Here is a 23,068-nt window from a genome sequence, read left to right as displayed (position 1 = left end):
AAAATTCTGGCTCGGCTGAACGACGCTCGCCATGAGCAACGATGCCCTCGCAGCCTTTGCCACCAGGCAACGCATGCAATGTGAATCACAATGAAAGCAATCCGTCAGTAGATTCACACGGCACCGACTTTTTTTCGTCCCCGTATTGTCACCCCCTCCCGATAATTTCTTACCGTCGTAATGATTTGTAATAGAGGCAGCATCTCCACGCAGAGAGCTGCCCGTCGTCTCCACACGCCGCATTACTGCTTGCTCATCCGAGTAACGTCATGGAGGCGTTCGTGAAAAAAATTGCCAATGTAATTAGTATTCCAATGTTTCGAGGTGGCTTGCTTTGCGGTGCCGTTTCCGTCGCGCTTGCCGCGGCGATCTGGCCGACCGTCGCAGAAAGCCAGCAGCAGGCCGCGATAGCGGCTGCGGCAGTGAACACCGCGTCGCCGATCAAGCATGTCATCGTGGTGGTCGGCGAGAACCGCACGTTCGATCACGTATTCGGCGCTTACACGCCACGCCAGGGGCAGACGGTGTCGAACCTGCTCTCGAAGGGCATCATCACGGCCGACGGCCACCCGGGTCCGAACTTCGCGCTGGCCGCGCAATACACGGCCAGTGCCACGGACCCGAAGCGCTTCGACATGGCGCCTGGCGGTAAGCAGCCCTATACCGTGCTGCCGGCGCCGAATACCGGCTCTACGGCAAGCACACCGAGCGATACCAGCCCGCCGCCGTTCGCCACGCTCGCAGCAGCGCAGGCCGCCGAGGGCACCATGATGGAGCCGTGGGACGTCGTGCACTTGACCACCGGTGCGACCGGCTTGCCGGCGCACAGCGTCGATACGCGCTTCGGCTCGAACACGTATAACCTGCCGAACGGACCGTATCAGATCTCGCGCGTCGGTCCCAACTACGACCAGTACATGAACAGCCCGGTGCATCGCTTCTACCAGAATTGGCAAGAGGCCGACTGCAGTCTCGATCACGCCACGCTCGATAATCCGAGCGGTTGTCAGATGGATCTGTTCGCGTGGGTGGAGACGTCGGTGGGCGCCGGTTCGAACGGCAACCCGCGGCCCGCGAACTTCAACGACGAGACGACCGGCGAAGGCGCGACCGCGCTCGGCTATTACAACGTGAACACTGGCGACATGCCGTACTTCACGCATCTCGCCCGCGAATTCACGATCAGCGACAACTATCACCAGCCGGTGATGGGCGGCACGGGCGCGAACAGCATCATGATCGGCACCGCCGATGCGCTCTACTACACGGACGGCAACGGCAATGCCGCGAAGCCGCCGGCCAATGAGATCGAAAATCCGCTGCCGCAGGCGAACACCAACAACTGGTACACGCAGGACGGCTATTCGGGCGGTACGTACAGCAACTGCTCGGACGGTCATCAGCCTGGCGCGGGCGCGCTGCGCCAGTACCTCAACCGCCTGCCGTACAAGCCGGACGCGAAGTGCGCACCGAACACGTATTACCTGCTGAACAACTACAACCCGGGCTACAACGGGGACGGCACGGTCAATACGAGTACGTTCACGATCCCGCCGTCGCCGGTGCGGACAATCGCCGATACGCTGCTCGAGAAGAACATCTCGTGGAAGTACTACGGTGAAGGCTGGAATACGTTTGTGAGCGCACCGGCCACCAGTGTCTACTGCAATATCTGCAACCCGTTCCTGTACGAAACCGCGATCATGACGAACCCCGCGCTCGTCAAGGCGCACCTGCAGGACACGACCGATCTGTACGCGGACATTGCAAACGGCACGCTGCCCGCGGTTTCGTTCGTGAAGCCGGGCGGTCTGCTCGACGGGCATCCGGAGTCGTCGAAGTTCGGTCTCTTTGAATCGTTCGTGCACAAGCTGGTCGACACGGTGCAACGCGACCCGAGCCTGTGGGCTTCGACGGCGATTCTGGTTACGACCGACGAAGGCGGCGGCTACTACGATTCAGGCTACATCCAGCCGCTCGACTTCTTCGGCGACGGCCCGCGCATTCCGCTGATCGTCGTGTCGCCCTACTCGCGCGGTGGCCGTGTTGCGCACCAGTACGCGGATCACGCGTCGATCGTGAAGTTCATCGACCGCAACTGGCGTCTGAAGCCGATCACGAATAGAAGCCGCGACAATCTGCCGAATCCGATCCAGTTGCAGACGCATCCGTATGTGCCGGTCAACGCGCCCGCAATCGACGATCTGTTCGACGCGTTCGAGTTTCCGCGCACGCCGTAAGTAACAATGTGGCATGGACGGCAGAGCCCAATCGGCTCTGCCGTCTGTTATTTCGTCGACCACTCAGTCCTTTCGGTCAGGCAAGCCACCGCATGTCCCTGCTCACACAAGAATTCAAGAAAAAACATTTACATAAATAAAAATAAATATCGAGACTTTCTGGCGCCCCACGAAAATACAAGCAAATCAATTTACCGAATTAAACAAAAACAACTACTTCACAAAACCATATCAAGCCCGACAAAAAATCCGCCTTTAGAAAAACTAAACACGGAACTCAAATCAAATCGTTTGTGCGCCGGCACCGCCGACGCTACTCTGCCCTGCAATGATCTCCGGAAAACATCGCGCTCTGAAGCCGATTTTTCCGCCCACTTCATTTCATTGCATTCGACAGAGGAAATCCAGAATGAATTTGGCGCACATCGAATCTCGACCAGGCAAGATATCCGAAGTCCAGCTCGGAGAATCCGATATTTCGATCGAGCAATTCATTGCCGTAGCCAGATATGGCGCGCAGATAAAATTTTCCTCGGTCTATCGCGAGCGCGTGTTGAATTCGCGCCGCCTGGTCGATCTTTTTCTGAGTCAGAACCGGCTGGTCTATGGCGTGACGTCCGGCTTTGGCGCCAATTCGACACACGTCATCAGCCCGAACGACGCCGAGCAGCTTCAGCGAAATATCGTGCGCTCCCATGCCGTTTCGGTCGGCGAGCCGCTGCCTCGCGAAGTTGTGCGAGCCACGCTCCTGATGATGCTGATCAGCCTCGGCAAAGGTTATTCCGGCGTGAGCCTCGAATTGCTGCAGCAAATCGCCGGCCTGCTGAACAACGACATCACACCGTTCGCGCCGGGCGACGGATCGGTCGGTTATCTCGCGCCCGAGGCCCATATGGCGCTGGTGCTGATCGGCGAAGGAGAAGCGTTCTGGCACGGTGAGCGCATGAGCGGCGCCGAAGCATTGGAGCGAGCCGGAATGAAGCCGCACTCGCTGCGCTGCAAGGAGGGGCTGTCGCTCACCAACGGCACCACCTCGGTGACCGCGATCGGGATGCTGGCGCTTTACAACGCGATCGAGCTTTCGAAGGTTGCGGACATTGCCGCATCGATGTCCCTGCAACCGCTCAAGGCCACCACGCGCTCGCTGGATGCGCGCTATCACGCCGTCAAGAAACATGCCGATCAGAGAAACACGGCCGACAATATCCGGCGGCTGCTGGCCGGCAGTGCGCTATGCGATCGCTTTGCCGATTACCGGCTGCAGGACACCTACAGCCTCCGCGGCATTGCCCAGGTGCACGGGGCGTCCAAGCGGGCGATCAAGGACGCCTACGACTCGATTCTCGATGAAGTGGGATCGTGCGGCGACAACCCTGTCATCCATCCCGACGGCGAGGACGGCACCGCGATATCCGGCGCCAACTTCGACGGCACGTTCGTCGGCATCGGATGCGATCTCCTCTGCATCGCCATGACCACGCTTGCGAAGATCTCGGAGCGCAGAACGGACCGCCTCGTCAACCCGTACTTCAGCGAACTGCCCGCGTTCCTCGCGAAGGATCCGGGGCTGAACAGCGGTTACATGATCATTCAATACACGGCGGCCGGATTGCTGGGCGAGATGCGCACGCTTGCTCAACCTGCAAGCGTCGACAGCGTACCGACGAGCGGCAACCAGGAAGACCCCGTGAGCTTCGCCTATCACGCAGCGCGAAAAGCCTACGCCACCTCGCAGAAGTTGCAGCACGTGCTGGCGATCGAACTGCTCACCGCTGCCCAGGCGCTGGACTTCTTCGATCCCGCCGACGCCTCGCCCGCCACCGCGGCGGTGTATGCGCGAATTCGGCAGGTTGCCCCGACTGCGGAAGGCGACCGGTTCTTCTATCCGGACATGATGGGTGTCCACCGGCTCGTCGAACAGGGCGACTTGCTGAACATCGTGGAAAACATCGCCGGCACCTTGCACAGCTGAAGCCGGTAGCGCCCGCCATGCCGCGGAGTGCGGCGATCCGAATCTTCCAATCCACGCCCGACCTTGATACGACACCATGGAGGTGTAATGTGAATACGATGTCCACCAACGCCCTGAAGGCTTCTCTCGTTACCTTTCTCGGCGTGTTGGCGCTGGCCGGAAACGGCGCTCAAGCAAAGGAATGGAAGACGGTGAAGGTTGCCCTGGAAGGCAGCTATGCTCCGTGGAATCTGACGTTGCCGAGCGGAAAGATCTCGGGATTCGAGCCGGAATTGATCGACAATCTGTGCAAGCGGGTCAACCTGCAATGCGAAACAGTCGCCCAGGACTTTGACGGCCTCATTACCGGCCTGCAGGCCGGCAAATTCGATGTTGTGATGGATGCCCTTGCAATCACGCCAGAACGTCAACAGGTCATCGCCTTCTCCAAACCCTACGCGGCAACACCGGCCGCATTCGCGGCGGTAGACGGGCATGGATTGGCGAACACGACAGGAAAAGCCGCTTCGCTCAAGCTGACTGGCGACCCCAAAATCGACGGCCCGATGATCGCCCCGCTGCGCGATCAACTGAAAGGGAAATCGATCGGCATTCAATCCGGCACGGTGTACACCAAGTTCATCACCGACAACTTCAAGGACATCACTTCCGTACGCCTCTACAAGACCTCGGCCGAACGTGACCTCGACCTGGTCAACGGACGCGTCGACATGGCCTTCGACGACGTCACCTATTACGCCGGCATCGCCGGCAACAAAGACACCGCTCGAATCCGCGTCGCCGGACCGACGATCGGTGGCCCGGTTTGGGGACCGGGAGAAGGGCTGGGGTTTCGCAAACAGGATGCGGATCTGAAAGCGAAATTCGACACGGCGATCACGGAAGCGCTGGCAGACGGCACCGTGACGCGCTTGTCGGAAAAGTGGTTCAAGACCGATGTGAAACCGTAAGCGTGCGGCATTGCATGACGCCGTTGCGCGTCGAGGCGGAGATCAGTCTTTGCTAGACTGGCTTCACGATGGCATTGGCCAGATCAACGACATGAACCGCCTTCCTCCTCTTCGAGCCCTGCAGATATTCGACGCTGTTATTCGTTACGGCGGCGTCGTGGCCGCCGCCGAAGCGCTTCACGTCACGCCCGGTGCGATTAGTCAGCAGATTCGCGTGCTCGAAGACTTTCTCGGGGTTGCGCTTTTCGAGCGGGAAAACACGGGCCTTCGACCGACCCCGCTCTGCGAGCTGTACCACTCGCACATCTCCCGGGGATTCGAGTGCTTTCATAGCGCCCAGGCGACGCTCAAGGCGCAGACGGGCCGCCGGCTCACCCTGATGACGTTTCCGTCAGTCGCGACCCATTGGCTTGCCTCCAGACTGGACACGTGGCACACCATCTGCCCTCACGTGCAGGTCCATGTCGAGGTCGTCGATCACGAAACCAGTATTGCTGCGAGAAGTGCCGACGTCCGGCTAACGTATGGGGCGCTACCCAACGACGGAACGCCCTATCACGTCGTTTTCACGGACAAAGTTGCACCCGTGTTCGCGCCCTCGCTATTGCAGGCGGAAAAACCCATCTCGCAACCGGCGGATATCTTGCGCTACCCGCTGATTCACGTGGAGTGGGGATGGGCCAACATGTCGCCACCAACATGGGAGCACTGGTTGCATGCGGTTGGCGTGCCGCTGCCCGAGGTGTTGGCGCCGCTCACTTACTCCGTTTCCGGCATGGCAATCGACGCCGCGATTCGGGGCAGAGGCATTTCGTTGGGACAGGGCTTTTTTGCCATCGATAGCATCAAGCGACACGAGCTTGTCGCGCCGTTCAAGGTTGCCCTGCCCATGCCGTTCCCCTACTTCATTTGCTGGAAGCGAACTGCGGCAGACTCCCCCGCAACCCGGCAATTTCTCGACTGGCTCATTGAGGAAGCCGAGCAGACAGGACGCGACATCAGAGCCATGTTCGGCGACTGAAGCGCATGGACAGGCTCAACACGTTAGTTCGGCGCGTCAACGGATATCCGTGACACGTGCAGAGAACATAAGGCGCCAGCGGGCGCCTTATGTGTTGTGTGCTTCGCGGCGCCGCCTAGTCGACCGTCACGACGATCTTGCCGATTTGCTCGTTCGATTCGAGGAAGCGGGTTGCGTCCTGGATCTGATCGAATGTGAAAGTCCGCGAGATAAGCGGGACGAGAGCGCCTGACTCCAGACCTTCGTTAATGAATTTCTTGGCGCGTTCGAGAAGCGCGTCGTTGCCGGTGATCTCGACGTAAAGATAGCCCTTGAAGGTAAGGCACTTGCCTAGCAGCGCGAACTGCGGGAACGTCCCTTCGTCCGTGCTGAGTGCGCCATATTCAAGCAGGATGCCGCCGAACGACATGCACTCCGCAAGCTGCGCGATTGCAGGACCGCCGATCGGATCGAAAACCACGCGCGCACCCTTCCCATGGGTGATCTCCTTCACTCGCGCCGCGAGGTCTTCTTCCGACGTGGCAATCACATGGTGTGCGCCGGCATCGCGAAGCGGTTGAGCCTTCGCACTTGTCCGGGTGGTAGCAATCACGGTCGCTCCAACACTCCGGGCGACTTGAATCGCGGCGACGCCGACACTGCTCGATGCCGCCGAGATGATCACGACATCGTCGGCATTCAATTTCGCCTGCTCAATCAACGCACCCCACGCGGTGACGTACTGCATCCACGATGCAGCGGCCTGTTCATAGGTCAGGCTTGCCGGGTGCTTGACGACATATTTGGCGGGAATGTTGATGAGTTCGCCGTATGTGGGCCAGCGCGACATGTCGAGTGTCGGAATGACGCTGACGGCATCGTTTTCAGCAAAGCCCTTAACGTCTGCGCCCAGCGCCTTGACGACACCCGCCGCCTCGTAGCCAAGTTGAGAGGGGAACACCGCTTCTTGCAGATAGCGGCCGGTACGAAACATAACCTCGGCACGATTGAGGCCGATGGCCTTCACAGTGAGTTGAACTTCGTCTGCGGCAGGGGCAGGAACGTCCACGTTTTCAATACGCAGCACGTCGGCATCGCCATATTCATGAAAGCGGACAACACGGGTCATACATGGCTCCTTGGAGGGTAGCTCGGGCTGTGTCGCCGAGCGTTAACTCCATTGTTCGTGTGTGCGCTGTGCGGTGCAATACTACAATTTTTTACATATACTATACAAAAGGGTAGTGTAAAAACGCTGCCTCGCTCTGCCCGAATCCTGGAGATCGTGATGCCGAAGCGTCGCAAATACGATGAAGTGCCGGCGTGCGCAATGGTCGCGACGCTCAACCTCATCAACGGCCGCTGGAAAGGCGTGATCCTCTATTACCTGCAGACCAAAGGTACGATGAGGTTCAACGAGTTGCACCGTCAACTGCCGGGATGCACGCCGCGGCTGCTCGTGAAGCAATTGCGTGAACTCGAAGACGATGCCTTCATTACCCGCACGGTTTATCCCGTCGTGCCGCCCAAAGTCGAATACGCGTTGACGGACGAGGGACGTACGATCGGCCCGATTCTTTCGCAGCTCAACGAGTGGGGAACGGGCTGGCTGGAGCGGCGGGGCTTGCGGCCAAAAGCCGTTGACGCGGCATAGTCAAACGCAACGTTAGCCCATGACGGTGAGTGTTGCGTTGTCGCCAAGTTGCGAGCAACGGTCCAGTGGCCGCTTCTGGCCGGACGGTTAAGAAACGGATGAGGCAAACGTAGACTGCTTCAACGCCAACCCTCCTTCGGCCTCACTCCAGCTCGCGACCCATTCGGGCAACTCCGGCGAAGGTTGCGTAATCTCCGACAGTTGCAGCAACTCGGCCGTCGTCACGACGCCGCCGCTTCGCTTCAGGAACCGTGCTCGCACAACCGACAATGCGACCTGCACATCGTCGCGCACGAACCCTTGTTCGATGAAGATGTGCTTTTCATCCCAACCGATAACACGCGTGCGGACGTTGTAGCGGTCGCCAAGCTCGAGCGACCGGTGAAAACGCATCGTTTCCAGTGTGACGACGGGATACCAGCCTCGTGCCTTCAATTGCCGCCATAGACCACTCCGCATCATCAGATCCACGCGCGCCAGGTCGAGGATCGTGAAATAACGGCCGTTGTTCATGTGACGCAACACGTCGAGGTCGTTTAGCCAGACGCGAAACGGCGTGATACACGTGTCGAGCACGTGCAGCCGGCTCCGGCGACGACTGGCGAATAACAGAATCAGCAAACGAATTAATAGACTCATGCGAAAACCCGATGATAGGAACGCGCCGCGTGCGGCATAGAAACGTGCATGGTAGTCGCGCGAACAAGATCGCGGACAAAGATGGCCCGGCAAATCTGTAGAACACTCACTCGAAAAGAAACGACATGTCGTAGCGCATCACGACATCGACATGGGTTGTCCGCACACGCCTTTCGACAAATGCCCGGATAATGTCGCTCTGGCACGCTAATCAAGGGCAACCCAAGATGACAAAGCCTTCAATCGCAAAACGCCGTAGCGGTGTGGTCAGAACGTTGGCAGCCTTAATGGCGTCGAGTGCGGTCCTATCCGTACCCGTTCCAACGCCCGCTGTCGCGCAAACGAAAGACGCGAGCGCGTCGATGGCGACGGTGTTCGCGCCGAGCGGCACGCTGCGCGCATCGATCAATCTCGGCAATCCTGTTCTCGCCAGTCTTGATCCGGCGACGGGCGAACCGGTCGGCGTGTCTGTCGATCTCGCCACCGAATTCGCCAAACGACTGGGCGTGCCATTGCAACTGGTCGTGGTCAAGTCGGCGGGCGCCTCGGTTGAAAACGTGAGTCAGGACAAGGCGGACATCGGGTTCTTCGCCGTCGATCCGAAGCGCGGACAGGAGATCGCATTCACCAAACCGTATGTGCTGATAGAAGGGTTCTATCTCGTGCGCGACAGTTCGCCAATCGCCGCCAACGAGGACGTCGATCGACCCGGCGTGACGGTCGCGGTCGGCAAGGGCAGCGCCTACGATCTGTTTCTGACGCGCGAACTGCATCACGCGACACTCGTCCGGATGCCGACTTCACCGGCGGTTGTGCAAGGCTTTCTGGATCAGCATCTGGACGTGGCTGCAGGCGTCAAGCAACAGCTCGAAGAAGACGCCGCTAAAACCGGTGGATTGCGGATATTGGACCAGCGCTTCATGGTGATCCGTCAGGCGATGGGCGTGCCAAAGACCAGGGGCGATGAAGCGGTTGCGTATCTGTCGAGGTTCGTCGAGGACATGAAGGCGTCAGGCTTCGTCGCGGCTTCGCTGGCGCGACATCACATCGCGGGCGCGGCAGTCGCCGACAACAACGAGTAGCGTACGACGCGTCAGTGCCCTCGAGGCACAGCACCCCATGCAAGACTTTCGCAGCAACCGGTGAGCAATCGGACACGCGTCGGCGCCCTTGCCCTCGCACTATTCGCCCGCGACGTCCGGCATGACCTGGCCCATCTCCATCGCCTGACTGGCGGGCACGTCCTGAATGCCAACGACAATCTGGTCATCGGGCGCGCCCGTCGCGGTCTGGAACAGTTTCCAAAGACGCTGTATCAATTCCCGCTTGTATTCGGGTGATCGCCCTGCCCGCATCAGGAGCGTGAGCGCGGCAGTTGCAGCGGGTTCTCCCGCAGTGAACCCGCTGCCCGGCGCATAGTCCTGAAACACGACGTGTACCCAGTTTTTTGGCACGCCCGCATAGTCGGAGTGCAGGATTGTCAGTTCCATCGCGAGCCTGGCCTTGGCGTCACTGCTGAGAACGCCGTCCTGAGTAATCAAGGTGTAGAGCGGCATGAGCGCGGCTCCTATGCTGATGTTTCGCGGGCATTCGCATTGACGGCGGCCTGCACAACCTGGCCTCCCTGCCAACTCACAGAACAGTCCCCACGATCATCCGGCGTAGTTCTTCAGAATGCGCAGGTCGGTCACGGAGTACGCCATGCCGAGCCGATAACCTCGCCCGACACGCAAGGGCGCAATCAGGTGCATGTCCTCGCCGTCGACTTCGGGAATCTTCAGTTCCGCCGATCCGGTCCAGACATCCACGATCGCGAGATTGTCCGTGAGCGACATGGTGAGTTCATCGACCGGTGGCTTTTCCTGAAGTCCCGCTGCGAGTTGAGGAAAGTAGCGGCGCATCGTCGTCGGCCGGTTGAACACGGTCGTCGGATCCGCGACAGGTTCATCGAGCTGGATGCGCGCCGTTGCCAGCCGCTCGCCGTGCGCGGACACACTCGCGCCAAAGCGACTGCCTTTGGCAAGCGGCGCAGCGGCCAGACTCGGCGCGGAGAAACTGCGAGTCTGGTAGACGCTGGCGAGTTTCTTTGGAAACCCCTGCGCCCACCCGCGGGCGATGGCCGCATCGTTGTCGACGAAGATGTAGGGGCAGTAGTTGACCGGAACACCTTCGAAGACTGCTTCGACCAGAACGAAAGCTTCGCGGTATTGATAGCGAGCCGGGTCCGTCAATTCGTCATTGGAACCCGTGAACTGCCAATCCAGAAACCAGAAGAAGCAGCGGCCGCCTGATTTCTCGTCCACCGTGACACCTGGCGGGAGGAGCGCCGCGATCGCTTTCTGGTCGGCCCAGTATTCGATGGCGAGGCAGTCGCTGGAATAGTGCCACGGCGGCAGCGTCGCCAGTGCGGACTTGCCTTGCGGAGTAATAGGAACCGAAAACGCTTTAGGCATCTCGTTTCTCCTTGATCGGGGGCGACGGGACGTCGCTACACATGGAATCCCTGCGTTTCCTGGGAACGCCGCGCATCACCTGACGCGGACAGTTCGAGGACGCAACTCGCGGCCACGATGCGATCCGCGTCGCGCTCGATCCGGCGTGCTGGGCGTGAAGGAATAGTGCCGCGCCTCGCCTGCTGACGCTTTCGAAATCGCACGACCGCGCTGCAGATCACAACCCTGCATCGCGGCAACCAATCCTTGCGAACCGGCGTGGGCGTTTCGCTGGATATGCCCTCAGCGAAAACCGTATTCAGGGTTATGCCGATCGAAAATCGATTCGCTCCAGCGGTGAGGCACAACGTCTTCGAAACGGATCATCTCCACCAGGTCGCCGCGCTCGTCCCACGCGGATTCACCACTGGGCCAGGGGTGTAGAAGATCGAACAGCAGTCTCACGCGCTGCGCGTAGTGCGCCGGCGGCCCTGACGGAGCAGTCCACGTCCATGCAAGCAAGCGCGTGCCGTGCACATTCATGAGTTCGATGCGGGCCGGCTTTTCAGTCAAGCCCTCTTCACGAAAGCTGCGGGCGTCGTGCTCAATGGTGCGCGCGATGTACTGCAGGCCGAGATCGCGGACACTATGACGGGATTGGGTGTGGGCGAACGAGCCGTCGATGGCGATCTTGCCTGACAAAATACGCAGCGCGCCGCCCAGATGACCGACGACGCTATCAGGGTCCCTTGTTTCGTCGTAGAGAATCTCCTGCCCCGCATGTGCGCCATCAGGCAGCCATTTTGCGTAGACTTTTCTGGGGCTGTCCTGGTATCGGATAACCATGTGATCGGGTCCGCCGGACCATCTGCCGGCTATGCGTTCCTGCCGGAACATTCTGTATTCGCAGGCGTCGTCGGGAACCATGTCGGATCTCGCGTACTCGACAAAGGCGTCTGGCTTCATCGCGTCCATCAGGGAAAGAATCTGGGCGTCAGTGAGGGACAGAAGCGAGCGGCTTTCGATCCACGCTCTCAACGCAGCCGCCTGATCGCGCGCCGCGAGACACCTGAACCGGTCGACGTCCACACTCACGGTATCCGACGTGGCGGCGTCGGCGCATTCCGTCGATGGTCCGGGTGAAACCGGCGTCACCGGTTTGGCCGATTGGGCCTCGGCGCCCATGCAGACAAACAGGCACGTCAACGCAAGCGCGCACAGCAACGTCCGCGCGCTTGCCTGCCAACCCGCGGCAAGCAGCGTGCTTAGGCTTGCTGGACGATCGGAAAGACGAACACCGCAAGGCATCATGGGTTCAGCACGGGCCATCATCATCTCGGGTGCCGGCGCTCCCAATAAACGTATGGCGTGGCCCCTATATTCCAATCGTGTGAAGTGAAGGTCTGCCGCGGTGGAGCCGGGACACTTTTCGGCACTCAGCCGCCACCTCGCTCGGGGCGGATAGTGCGCAATGTCCTCGCAAAATCAGGCGCTATGCGAGAGATGGAATAGACGCCCCCACGAAATCGTTTAAACGACGTACGAACCAACGGCAGACTTCGATGAGCACTCGACAACAGCACGTCATCCGTCCTGTTTGCGCGGGGCTGCTAACTGCATCCGTTGCGCTATTCGCGGGCTGCGGCGGCGGAGGCGGTGGTAGCGGCAGCGCGAGCAGCCTGTCGATGGTGTCGATTGCCGGTACGGCGGCAACCGGCAAGGCACTCGCGAACGCGACGATTAGCATCGGCTGCGCGCGGGGCTCCACCTCGGTCGCGGCGGATGCGAACGGAAACTTCCACGCGACATTCGGCGCGGCGATGCCCTGCATGATCGCTGCGACCTCGGGCGGGACGACGCTGCACTCCACAGCGTTCGCAGGCGGCACGTACAACGTCACGCCGGAGACCGACCTGTTGTTGTCGTATCTGGCGGCGCAACTCGGTACGAATGAAAGCGGACTTATCGCCGGCTTCGCAACGAGCACACCGTTTCAGCAGACGCTGCAGAATCAGACCGACGTCCTGACCGCGCAGGCCGCCGTCGTCCAGAGTCTGCAGCAAAAGTACGGCATTACGCTTTCCACCCCCAATTTTCTGACCACCGCATTCACGGTCGGTCAGCCAGGCGAGGACAGCGATCTCGAAGCACTCCTCGCTCTCGGCGCAATCGACACCAACGGCGAACCGGACGCAGCCGCCGTCGCGCTTATAGCCGCGATGGGAGCCGCACATCCGATTGCGACGTCGCCGAGTACCGGTACAAGCGGGACCGGGGGAGCAAGCGTAGGTGGCACTGGCAGCATGGGCGGCATGATGTGAGACCCATCCACGCTCAACCGAAAACACCCGCACCTGGATCAGAGCAGCTCCATGATGAAATCCCCTCGGCCGTGACGTTCAGTCCAGGAAACCGCGTCGTGGAAATCACGGCTCGAACGTATAAGGCAAGCTCTCGAACTAGAACAACGGGTGCGCTTGCGGAAACAGCGCGGTCCTGAGGGCGAGGCCACCAAGCACAACGAAGATGATGGCGGCCAGAATGTGGACCGCCTTGGTTGGCAAGCGGTCGGCGAATTTGTGCCCCAGATAGATGACGGGCACGTTGGCCAACATCATGCCGAGCGTCGTGCCCGCGACAACGCCGAAGAACTCGTGAAAACGCGCAGCAAGCGCGATCGTGACGATTTGGGTTTTGTCGCCCATCTCGGCGAGGAAGAATGTAAGCGCAGTTGTGCCGAACACGCCCATCGAGTTTTTCGTCAATACCGCGTCAGCGTCGTCCAGCTTGTCGGGAATGAGAATCCACACCGCCATCACCGCGAATGACGCGACAACCGCCCAATTCAGAATGCCCGGACTCAGAACGCTCGCGAGCCACGCGCCGAGTGCGCCGGATGCACCGTGATTGATGAGGGTAGCGGCAAAAACACCAAGAATGATGGGGATGGGCTTGCGATATCGCGCCGCCAGTACCAGGGACAAGAGTTGAGTCTTGTCGCCAATTTCGGCAAGGCCGACCACGCTGGTCGAAATGAGGAAGGATTGCATGGGTTGTTGTACCCGGGCCGCGCAGAAAAAACGCGATGACGCGCATTCCGGCGACCCGGTTAGGTCGGAATGCGTGTCATCGGTCTTGCCAGGCACTTGGCTGCGCACGCCATAGCGGGTCTCTCGACTCGCCAAGTATGTTGACGTGCACCCTCGAACGTGGCGTTCGAGGCGGCTACTCCCCAATGAGCAGGCGCGATTTTATCGCGCCTCATGTTACAGAGGCAAGCCGCCACAATAGCGCTTTTCGCGGTTGAGCATTGCTGCGCGTGCCAATTATTACGAATGCCTTTCGCGCATCATATGCTCGCCCCTGTCTTTGGGGAGTAGCCGGCTTCCAGTCCGTCAGTGAGACGCGGCGAAATCGTCGATCTTTGCAGCTGGCGATAGCGCGAACGATGCCCGCATGTCTCGGGCCTCGTCGACCGGCGAGCGTCCAAAAAACCGCTTGAACTCGCGACTGAACTGCGAGGGGCTTTCGTAGCCGACGCGCGCCGACGCCGAGGCGGCAGTCAACCCGTCGCGAATCATCAGCAGGCGTGCCTGATGCAGACGCGTCGACTTGATGTATTGGATCGGAGAGGTCAGCGTAACGGTTCTGAAGTTGACATGAAACGCGGGAACGCTCATCCCCGCCTCTTCCGCGAGACGACTGACATCCAGTGGCTGCGCATAGTCGGTGTGAATTCGCCGCAGCGCTTTCGCGACTCTGCCGAAGCGGCCCTGATGCGCGAGCGCAGCCCGCATCGCTCCGCCTCGTTCCCCGATCAATACTCGATAGCAAATTTCCCGCACGATTGCAGGCCCCAGCACCTCGGCGTCCAGGGGTGACGTCATGGCTTGCAGCAGACGCAAAGCCGCTTCGGCGAGGTCGCCTTCGAGCGGCGTCGATACGATCCCTAGCGGAGTGCCTTGCTGGTGGTTTCCGCCGCGATCGATCGCCAGTATCAGGTCGCTCAACTCGATCAGATCGAGGCGCAACGACACGGCCAGCATCGGCTCGGACTCGCTCGCTTCGGTTTCAGTCGAGAACGGCAGCGGCACGGACAAGATCAGATAGTGCTGGGCGTCGTAGACATACACCTCTTCACCCAGAAAGCCAAGCTTGCGCCCCTGACACACGATCACGATGCTCGGCTCGTACAGCACCGGCGTGCGCCCCAGCGGCCGGTTCGAACGCATGAACCGCACGCCTTCCAGCGCGGACTGGGTGTACCCCTCGTTCGGCGCCAGACGCTGGAGCAGGCTCACCATTCTTGCGGAAACCGGGTTGTCGGCAACGGTCACGAAGACTCCTCTTTCGCCAGATCGGGTGAGGAAATTCTACTGGATACGATCGACGGGCCGCATCCCACTTCAATAGGAATAGGCAATACCGCGATTGTCGCGTGTATTCGCGCGCAGGTGCCCGGCTCATAAGATGGGTCATCGGCTGGACGCTGTAGCCGAAGCGCCCGGGAGACCCCGCCGCGATTGCCCTGCCGCTTGGTGCGCAGACTTCGTAGCCTCTCCCTCGACCCAACCTGCACAGACTATCGAAACGGAGAAAGCAACATGACGACGCAATCCAACCAACCCAAAGTCATCCTCATCACCGGGGCCAGCAGCGGTATCGGTGAAGCAACGGTCCGGCTGCTCGCCGCCCAGGGGCACCAACTCGTGATCGGCGCGCGCCGTACGGAACGACTCGCCGCGCTGGCTGAAGAAATCCAGGCGAACGGCGGCTCGGTTCGTTACCAGGCACTCGACGTGACGTCCGCCGGAGACGTCAACGCCTTCGCCCAATTCGCACTGGACACTTTCGGCCGCATCGACGTGATCGTCAACAACGCCGGTGTGATGCCTTTGTCGCCCTTGAGCGCAATCAAGGTGGACGAATGGAATCGCATGATCGACGTGAATATTCGCGGCGTGCTGCACGGCATCGCTGCGGTTCTGCCGACCATGGAGCGCCAGGGGTTTGGCCAGGTCATCAATATCTCCTCGATCGGCGGCCTGTCCGTCTCACCGACGGCCGCCGTGTATTGCGCCACCAAGTTCGCCGTGCGCGCCATCTCGGACGGTCTGCGGCAGGAAACCGACAAGGTTCGCGTGACTGTGATCTGCCCCGGCGTCGTGGAGTCGGAGCTGGCCGATTCGATCTCCGACGACACCGCGCGGGCCGCGATGCGCGACTTCCGTCGCATTGCGCTGACGTCGGACGCCATTGCGCGCTCGATCGCCTATGCGATCGAGCAGCCGGCGGATGTCGATGTCAGCGAAATCGTCGTGCGCCCGACAGCGAGCCCTTTCTAACGATCCTCATCTCCACGGAGAAATCCACCATGACTTCGCATGCATCCGCCAATCAGCCGTTCAGCGGCAAGGTTGCCATCGTCACCGGCGCGGCAAGCACGCGCCGATCAAGCGGGCGGCCGATCCGCGAGAAATTGCTGAAGTGATCGCCTTTCTGGCGTCCGATAAAGCCAGCTGCATCGTTGGCGCGGTCGTGATGGCGGACGGTGGGATGAGCGCGGCGCTCGAGTAAAACCGCGGCAACATTCTTAAAAGCATTGCCTCCATATAAATTTGCATGACTTATTGATCAAGGAAACTATCATGAACAAGTCTATGAAAATCTGGTTCGTCACTGGCGCATCGAAAGGCGTCGGCCAACGACTCGTACGGCAACTCCTCGCGCGTGGCGATCGCGTCGCCGCGACCTCGCGCACCGTAGCGTCGCTGACGGAAGCGATCGGCCCCGCTGCGGAGCGGTTTCTCCCGCTGCAAGTGGATCTGACCGACGACCAGAGCGTGCGCTCCGCCATCGCGCAAACCATCAAGACGTTTGGCAAGATCGATGTGATCGTCAATAACGCGGGCTACGCACAACAAGGAACCGTCGAAGCCCTTTCGGACGACGAGCTTCGGCAGAATTTCGAGGTCAACCTGTTCGCGCCGCTGACGGTGCTGCGGCACGCGCTCCCACATCTGCGCGAGCAGCGCGGGGGACATGTCGTCAACATCGCCTCGATCGTCGGCTATCAGGGCGGCTACGCCGGCTGGGGCAGCTATGTGGCGAGCAAGTTCGCGCTCGCGGGCCTGACCGAGTCGCTCGCGGCCGAGGTGGCGGAGTTCGGCATCAACGCGACGGTGGTGTACCCCGGGCCGGTTCGCACGGAGTTTTTGTCGAGCGGCGCGTTGGCGGTGGCCAAACGACAGATCGATGAATACACCGAAGCCAAGGCGTCGCTCGATCTGCACCTGGGAACACTGCACGGTCGTCAGGCCGGAGACCCGGACAAGTTGGCCATGTTGATCATGCAGGCCGTGGATGTTGCCGAGCCGCCATTGCACCTGTTCGCCGGCAAGATCGCCAACGAACTGGCGGCGCAAAAAGCCGCGGCGGTCCAACAGGACATCGAGGCATGGAGAGGCTCATCCGAAGCGACGGACTTCGTCGAGTAACGTCAAAGCCAGGTGGCGTCCAGCAATGGGCGCTGCCGGGCGGGAGAATTCCATGAGAAAAGCGAATCGCACGAGCCCAAACCGTACCCCCAACACATCACTTCTTCCCCTCCCGCCGCCCGCCACCCAGCTCATCGAGCAGCGGCCGCAACGCATCCAGTTCCGCCCCGAACCCACTCCAGTCTCCCGCCTTCAATCGCTCGATCGCACGATCATAGTGCGCAAGCGCCTCGCGGGCACGCGCATCCGCCGTGCCCTGAGGTTGCGACGCGAGCGGCGCGCTTTCCTTGAACAGCGCCGCCAGCGCTTCACCCAAAGTCTCTTTCATCACCACCCGATCCCCATACGCGGCGATCACCCGCTTCAATTCGGGTAACTGCCCCGACTCCGCGCGCAAGTAGAGCGGAGAAATATAGAGGATCGAGTTCTCAATCGGTACGACGAGAAGATGGCCGCGAATGACGCGCGAGCCCATCTGGTTCCACAGCGAAATCTGCTGCGAAATCTCGGTGTTCTGCTGGATGCGCGCCTCGATCTGGAACGGCCCATAGACGAGCTTGTCTTTCGGGAACGCGTAGACGATAAGCTTGCCGTAGTTGGGTGGATCGCAACGCGCGGCGAGCCACGCGATCATATTGTCGCGCTGGCTGGGCACCATCGGCAGCATCAGGACGAATTCCTCGCGCGGTTCATCGGGCAGCCGCATGATCATGTAGTAAGGCGTCATCGGCGTGCCGGGACTATTCCCACCATCAATGCCGATCAGTTCCCGAGGGAACTGCCAGAGATCCTCGCGATTGTAGAAAACCTCTGGCGCATCCATGTGGTAAGCCCGATAAAGTTGCGCCTGGATCAGAAACAGATCTTCGGGGTAGCGGACATGTTGCCGAAGATCCTGCGGCATCGCCGCGAGCGGCTTGAACAGACTCGGAAAAATGCCTTGATAAGTTTGCAAGATCGGATCGTTAGGATCGCTGACATAGAAATCGACCGTTCCATCGTAGGCGTCGATCACCACCTTGACGGCGTTGCGGATGTAGTTGGCGCCATCGTCGAAACCCGGTTGGGCGTAGGGGAACCAGCTACTCGTCGTATAGGCGTCCTGCATCCAGAAAAGGCGTCCGTTGCTCGTGACGAGATAGGGATCACGGTCGAGCCTAAGGAACGGCGCAATCGTGCGCACCCGGTCCTGAATGTTACGGTGCAGCAGAATGCGGCTGTCGTTCGTGATGTAGTCGGTTAGCAGGATGTTCGGATCGTCGAACTGCCAGGCGAAGAGGCTGCGGCGCGCGGTGCTGCCAATGGCGATGCCGGCGCTCCTGCTATAAGTGGTGTAAACATTGTCCTTGCCCTTGGGGTAGTCGAATTCGGGGACACTGCCTTTTACGATGACGTAGCCCTCACCCCCTTCCCCGAAATACAGACGCGGCTCGCGAATGACCGGTCCGCCCTGGGCGACAGGCGGAATATCCTGCAGATAGAAAGAGGGCAGACCTTCCGTCGATTTCTCGGTGACGGGCGACATCACCACGCCATTGCCATGTGTGAACAGGAGATGAAGGTTCACCCAGGTCTGGGCGTTCGCGGGAAGCATCGAAGGCTCCAGTTCGCGGGCTGACAGCATGACCTGCCGGTAACCGGTGTCGAGACGGTAACGGTCGATGTCGACGGAGAAAAATTTGTAGTAAGTCCTGATCTCCTGCAACTGCGCGTAGGTATCCAACAGCGGTTGCACATCCCACAGGCGGATGTTGTCGATGGTCGCGCGATTGGCGTCGAGCGAGGCGAGATTCAATTCCTGCTCGGCCGGAAACGGCTTTACCGCGATCTGGGTGAGGCCGTAAGCCATTCGCGTGAGCGCGATATTGTGTTTGATATAAGGCATCTCCAGTTGCAGTTCACTCGGTTTGACATAGAGGCGCTGGAAGAGCGCCGGGTAGATCAAGGCGAACACGAACGAGGTGCCGAACACCAGCAACACCGAGACGGCGGGAATCCGATAGTCCCGCCAGCGCATGTTGATCCATGACGCGACGGCCGCAACGATGGCAAGGCCGATGAGCACCCACAAGACCGGGAGCTCGACGTGGATGTCGGTGTAGCCGGCGCCGACCACGACGCCGTTATCGCCGTAAAGCAGCAAGAAGCGGTCGAGTGCGTAGGACCAGGCCTTCAGAAGAAAGAAGGCGCCGAGCAGCGCTGAGCCATGAGCGGTGGCAGCGGCTGAGAGTCCGCGTGGCGTTCGCTCGAACGTGATGTCGCCGCGTACCCCATAAACCACGCCTGCCACGATCGCACTGCAAAAGATCGACTGCAGCAGCCAGTTCTTGAACGCAAGATAGGCGGGTAGCGAGAACAGATAGAAGCTGATGTCCCGACCGAAGACAGGATCGCGGTCGCCATAGGGCACCTGATGCAGGAAGCGCAGCGCCAGGTCCCAGTTGGAGAATTCGCCGCCGGCGATGATCAGCGCCAGGACAATGGCACTGCCCGCAATGCTGGTGCGCCAGGGGATGCGCGGCGCGAGCTGGTCTGCGAGTTCGCTGATGAACTCCGGCGTACCCGACAGACGGGCCGTCTCCACTTGCCAGCTACCGGGGCGCCTCGCGTAACGATGCGCAAGGAACCCCGATGCAGCGATCACGCTCGCGGACACAGCGAACACGGCGATAAAAAGGAACGCCTTGGCGGAGACTGTCGTCCAGAAAACGTCGACGTAACCGATTGAAGCAAACCACAGCCAGTCGACCACGACGCCGGTGAGGCGCCCGAGGACGATCAGGGCGACCACGACGACCGCAACCATGATTGCAACGCGTCTGACGGTCACCCGGGAGCTTGGTTGCCAATGCATCGCCCCTCCTTTGCCGGGACGCCACGCGTGGCTGGCTGCGATCAGGTCTGCTTAAACCGCTTTTCTGCTGCGAACCTGGCTGACCGGTGCGTCAATGCGCGCGTTGGAGCCAGCGCGCGGCCAACGCGTGATCAGGGTCATATAAATGATTGTAGACCGGCGAGGCACGAACGACAGAAAGCCGGCGACCGGCCACAACGTACGAGACGCCGCCCGATATGGAACGCGGCGCATTCAATGCGCCGCGCGGATTCCAGCAAAAGCGGCGCGTGCCGCTTACTACTATGGCAACGCGTAGGCAATCACATAGTCACCGAGCTTGGTGCCGAACGAGCCATGCCCGCCCGCCGCGATCACGACGTACTGACGGCCGTTGATCGAATAGCTCATCGGCGTGGCTTGTCCGCCTGCGGGCAGGCGCGCCTGCCAGAGCGACTCACCGTTGTTCACGTCGAACGCGCGGATGTAGTTGTCCGCCGTCGCACCAATGAAGACGACACCGCCCGCAGTGACAATCGGACCGCCCAGCATCGGCATGCCCATCTTGAACGGCAGAGGAATAGGCGAACTGTCGCGCACGGTGCCGATGCGCTTCTTCCACACAATCTCATTGGTCTTGAGATCGATCGCCGAGACGTAGCCCCATGCGGGTTGCTTGCACGGCAAGCCCAGCGGCGAGAGGAATGGATTGATCGTCACGCCGAACGGCACGCCGTACTGCGGCTGGATGCCGGACTCCGTGCCGCTGCCCTTGGCACCGGGCTCCGGTTCCAGCGGGTTGCCCGGCCCGCGCGGAATCAGGCGCGAGACGAACGGCAAGCCGATCGGGTTCGCGACGGCAATCTGGCGGTCGGTGTCGACGGCAAGACCGCCCCACTCGAACACGCCCAGGTTGCCCGGGAACACGAGCGTGCCCTGTAGCGACGGCGGCGTGAAGGTGCCCTCGTACCGCAGTTGGTGGAACATCACGCGGCACACCAGCTGGTCGAACATCGTCGCGCCCCACATGTCGGCGTCGGTGAGGTTCTTCGACGGACGATATGTGAGCTGTGAGAACGGCTGGGTCGGCGCAACGTGGTCGCCGGGGGCCGCGCCCTGCGGCACGGGCCTTTCGGGCGCCGGCACGACCGGCACACCTGTGCGGCGGTCGAGCACGAACAGGTTGCCGGTCTTGGCCGGCGCGTACACGACCGGCACGGTCTTACCATCCTTGCCGGTGATGTCGGCGATCGTGGGCTGCGACGGCTGATCCATGTCCCACAGATCGTGGTGCACGCTCTGGTAGAACCAGGCGAGCTTGCCCGTCGAGGCGTTGAGCGCGAGCAGCCCGGTGGCGTATTGTTCCAGCTCCGGCGTCCGGTCGCCGCCCCAGATATCCGGCGTCTTCACACCCATCGGCAGATAGACGATGTCGAGCTTCGCGTCGTAGGCGGCGGGAGCCCACGAGTTGGGCGAATTCCACGTGTAATGTTCGCCCGGATCCGGAATGTGATTCGGGTCCTTCGCGCCCGGATCGAACGCCCAGAGCAATTCGCCCGTGCGCACGTCGAAGCCGCGGATGACGCCTGACGGTTCGCGGTTCGAGAAGTTGTCCTCCACCGCGCCTGCCACGATGATCACCTTGCTGGTGATAATCGACGGCGAGGTAGGCTCGTACATGCCCGCCGTCGTGACGGGCTGGGCATGTTGAAGGTCGAGGTCGCCGTTGTTGCCGAAGCCCGCGCAACGTTGGCCCGTCAGCGCGTCGAGCGCGTAGAGGTGGCCGTCGTTGACCGGCAGGTAGATGCGGCGCGTACAAGCGGCCGTGGTGGCAGAGCCTGAGGTGTCGGCGACTGCGGCGCCCGAGGCGGCTGTGGGTGCAGCGCCTGAGGCGTCGGCGACTGTGGCGCCCGAGGCGGCTGTGGCAGCGGCGCCCGAGGCGTCTGTGGGTGCAGCGGCATCTCTCGCTGGTGTCGCTGTGGGTGCGGCCGCCGTGGCACTGGCCGACAGATCGACATACGACACGCCGCGGCACGTCACGTGCTGGAAAGACGGATCGTTCTTCAGTCGCGGATCGAACTTCCACTTGAGCGTGCCCGTTTTCGCGTCGAGTGCGAACAGGATCTGATGCGGCGAGCATAGGTAAAGCAGATCGCCGATCTTGATCGGCGTGACTTCGTTGGTGATCTCGACAGGATCGTTGGGCCCTTTCATGTCACCCGTGCGGAAGGTCCACGCCACCTGGAGGTTCTTCACATTGTCACGCGTGATCTGCTGCAATGGCGAGTAGCGCGTGCCTTCCTGGGTGCGCCCGTAGGCGGGCCAGTCGGAGGCGTCGATCCCCGTGCTGGCGACGCTCGCGGGCGCGGCAGCGTTCAGTGTGCCGTTGACCTGTTGCGGATCGTTGGAGTCCGCGTACACGAGCACGCCCGCCCATGCCACGAGCGCGACGACGAGCGACGCCACACCCAGCTTGCGCTCGCCCTCCAGCCGCCAGCTCACGAGCAGCAGCAACCACACGCCGAAAATGACAAGCACACCGGAGCGTGGCGCGAGTGCCCAGAAGTCCGGACCCGACTCGAAGAGTGCCCAGATCGCCGTGCCGATAAGCACGAGTGCATAAAGTACGAGCGCCGCGGGACTGCGTCGCCAAAGCAGCCAGGCCACGCCCAACAGCGCGATGCCGGTGATGACGTAGTACGCCGAGCCGCCGACCGCGAGCAGCCATGCGCCGCCGATCAACAGATAGAGCGCGGTCAGCACCGTAAAGAGCAAGGTGATGACGCCGATCACGCCCCGCGAATTCGATTGACTGGTCATAATGATCGCTACCCTCTTGAGTGGATACCGC

18 protein-coding genes, 1 pseudogene and 1 riboswitch are annotated in these 23,068 nt (G+C 60.9%); of the genes and pseudogenes, 10 read left to right on the top strand and 9 right to left on the bottom strand.

Annotated features, from left to right (window positions below; all coding sequences use genetic code 11):
* Positions 1-314: 314 nt before the first annotated feature.
* The 4 genes from DSC91_RS15255 to DSC91_RS15240 all read left to right on the top strand — a co-directional run bounded on the left by DSC91_RS15255 (position 315) and on the right by DSC91_RS15240 (position 6,183).
* On the top strand, positions 315-2,240 hold the full coding sequence (locus DSC91_RS15255; protein ID WP_167470511.1) for an alkaline phosphatase family protein: 1,926 nt from the start codon (positions 315-317) through the stop codon (positions 2,238-2,240).
* A gap of 409 nt (positions 2,241-2,649) precedes the next feature.
* Positions 2,650-4,212, top strand: a complete 1,563-nt coding sequence (locus DSC91_RS15250; protein ID WP_115779493.1) for an HAL/PAL/TAL family ammonia-lyase — start codon at positions 2,650-2,652, stop codon at positions 4,210-4,212.
* Positions 4,213-4,310: 98 nt separating this feature from the next.
* Positions 4,311-5,162 (top strand): transporter substrate-binding domain-containing protein, encoded by an 852-nt coding sequence (locus tag DSC91_RS15245; protein ID WP_115779859.1) that lies wholly within the window; start codon positions 4,311-4,313, stop codon positions 5,160-5,162.
* A 49-nt stretch (positions 5,163-5,211) separates the two neighbouring features.
* Complete coding sequence (locus DSC91_RS15240) at positions 5,212-6,183, top strand: LysR substrate-binding domain-containing protein (protein WP_115779492.1); 972 nt, start codon at positions 5,212-5,214, stop codon at positions 6,181-6,183.
* A gap of 115 nt (positions 6,184-6,298) precedes the next feature.
* Here the strand turns inward: DSC91_RS15240 and DSC91_RS15235 are convergent, their stop codons facing one another.
* The gene (locus DSC91_RS15235; protein ID WP_115779491.1) at positions 6,299-7,291 is read right to left on the bottom strand and encodes a zinc-dependent alcohol dehydrogenase family protein; all 993 of its coding nucleotides are present in this window, start codon (positions 7,289-7,291) and stop codon (positions 6,299-6,301) included.
* Positions 7,292-7,450: 159 nt separating this feature from the next.
* On the opposite strand from DSC91_RS15235, the gene DSC91_RS15230 reads away from it, so the two are divergent.
* Entirely contained in the window at positions 7,451-7,816 is a 366-nt protein-coding gene (locus DSC91_RS15230) for a winged helix-turn-helix transcriptional regulator (protein WP_115779490.1), read from the top strand.
* Positions 7,817-7,903: 87 nt separating this feature from the next.
* On the opposite strand, the gene DSC91_RS15225 is transcribed toward DSC91_RS15230, so the two are convergent.
* Positions 7,904-8,455, bottom strand: a complete 552-nt coding sequence (locus tag DSC91_RS15225; protein ID WP_115779489.1) for a thioesterase family protein — start codon at positions 8,453-8,455, stop codon at positions 7,904-7,906.
* A 362-nt stretch (positions 8,456-8,817) separates the two neighbouring features.
* On the opposite strand from DSC91_RS15225, the gene DSC91_RS15220 reads away from it, so the two are divergent.
* Positions 8,818-9,537 carry an ABC transporter substrate-binding protein gene (locus DSC91_RS15220; RefSeq protein WP_229758358.1) on the top strand — a complete coding sequence of 240 codons (720 nt, stop codon included), beginning with the start codon at positions 8,818-8,820 and terminating at the stop codon, positions 9,535-9,537.
* Between the two features lie 99 nt (positions 9,538-9,636).
* On the opposite strand, the gene DSC91_RS15215 is transcribed toward DSC91_RS15220, so the two are convergent.
* The 3 genes from DSC91_RS15215 to DSC91_RS15205 all read right to left on the bottom strand — a co-directional run bounded on the left by DSC91_RS15215 (position 9,637) and on the right by DSC91_RS15205 (position 12,222).
* Positions 9,637-10,011, bottom strand: coding sequence for a tautomerase family protein (locus DSC91_RS15215; RefSeq protein WP_115779487.1), 375 nt, complete (start codon positions 10,009-10,011; stop codon positions 9,637-9,639).
* A 96-nt stretch (positions 10,012-10,107) separates the two neighbouring features.
* A complete protein-coding gene (locus tag DSC91_RS15210; RefSeq protein ID WP_115779486.1) occupies positions 10,108-10,908 on the bottom strand; it encodes an acetoacetate decarboxylase family protein in 801 nt (266 codons plus the stop codon).
* A gap of 282 nt (positions 10,909-11,190) precedes the next feature.
* Entirely contained in the window at positions 11,191-12,222 is a 1,032-nt protein-coding gene (locus DSC91_RS15205) for a DUF1571 domain-containing protein (protein ID WP_115779485.1), read from the bottom strand.
* Between the two features lie 227 nt (positions 12,223-12,449).
* On the opposite strand from DSC91_RS15205, the gene DSC91_RS15200 reads away from it, so the two are divergent.
* Positions 12,450-13,208 (top strand): hypothetical protein, encoded by a 759-nt coding sequence (locus DSC91_RS15200; protein ID WP_115779484.1) that lies wholly within the window; start codon positions 12,450-12,452, stop codon positions 13,206-13,208.
* 138 nt (positions 13,209-13,346) lie between these two features.
* Here DSC91_RS15200 and DSC91_RS15195 read toward each other — a convergent pair whose 3' ends face one another.
* Positions 13,347-13,937, bottom strand: coding sequence for a TMEM165/GDT1 family protein (locus DSC91_RS15195; RefSeq protein WP_115779483.1), 591 nt, complete (start codon positions 13,935-13,937; stop codon positions 13,347-13,349).
* Between the two features lie 13 nt (positions 13,938-13,950).
* A riboswitch (yybP-ykoY riboswitch) is annotated at positions 13,951-14,133 on the bottom strand.
* A gap of 149 nt (positions 14,134-14,282) precedes the next feature.
* A complete protein-coding gene (locus DSC91_RS15190; RefSeq protein ID WP_115779482.1) occupies positions 14,283-15,224 on the bottom strand; it encodes an AraC family transcriptional regulator in 942 nt (313 codons plus the stop codon).
* Positions 15,225-15,491: 267 nt separating this feature from the next.
* Here DSC91_RS15190 and DSC91_RS15185 point away from each other — a divergent pair, with 267 nt between their 5' ends.
* The 3 genes and pseudogenes from DSC91_RS15185 (at position 15,492) to DSC91_RS15175 (ending at position 17,384) form a co-directional block, all read left to right on the top strand.
* Positions 15,492-16,232: an SDR family oxidoreductase gene (locus tag DSC91_RS15185; RefSeq protein WP_115779481.1), complete on the top strand. Its 741-nt coding sequence runs from the start codon at positions 15,492-15,494 to the stop codon at positions 16,230-16,232.
* 91 nt (positions 16,233-16,323) lie between these two features.
* Positions 16,324-16,464, top strand: a pseudogene (locus DSC91_RS15180) (SDR family oxidoreductase); the annotation flags it as partial.
* Positions 16,465-16,535: 71 nt separating this feature from the next.
* Positions 16,536-17,384: an SDR family oxidoreductase gene (locus DSC91_RS15175; RefSeq protein ID WP_115779480.1), complete on the top strand. Its 849-nt coding sequence runs from the start codon at positions 16,536-16,538 to the stop codon at positions 17,382-17,384.
* A gap of 97 nt (positions 17,385-17,481) precedes the next feature.
* On the opposite strand, the gene DSC91_RS15170 is transcribed toward DSC91_RS15175, so the two are convergent.
* Together DSC91_RS15170 and DSC91_RS15165 are read right to left on the bottom strand one after the other, a co-directional pair.
* Positions 17,482-20,238 (bottom strand): UPF0182 family membrane protein, encoded by a 2,757-nt coding sequence (locus tag DSC91_RS15170; protein WP_115779479.1) that lies wholly within the window; start codon positions 20,236-20,238, stop codon positions 17,482-17,484.
* A 282-nt stretch (positions 20,239-20,520) separates the two neighbouring features.
* Positions 20,521-23,037, bottom strand: a complete 2,517-nt coding sequence (locus tag DSC91_RS15165; protein ID WP_115779478.1) for a glucose/quinate/shikimate family membrane-bound PQQ-dependent dehydrogenase — start codon at positions 23,035-23,037, stop codon at positions 20,521-20,523.
* Between the last annotated feature and the right edge of the window lie 31 nt (positions 23,038-23,068).

Origin of the sequence: Paraburkholderia caffeinilytica (assembly GCF_003368325.1) — a bacterium.
In the GTDB taxonomy this organism is placed as follows: Bacteria; Pseudomonadota; Gammaproteobacteria; order Burkholderiales; family Burkholderiaceae; genus Paraburkholderia; species Paraburkholderia caffeinilytica.
The sequence above is the reverse complement of the archived record's forward strand: the minus strand, read 5'-3'. Positions and strand labels throughout refer to the sequence as shown.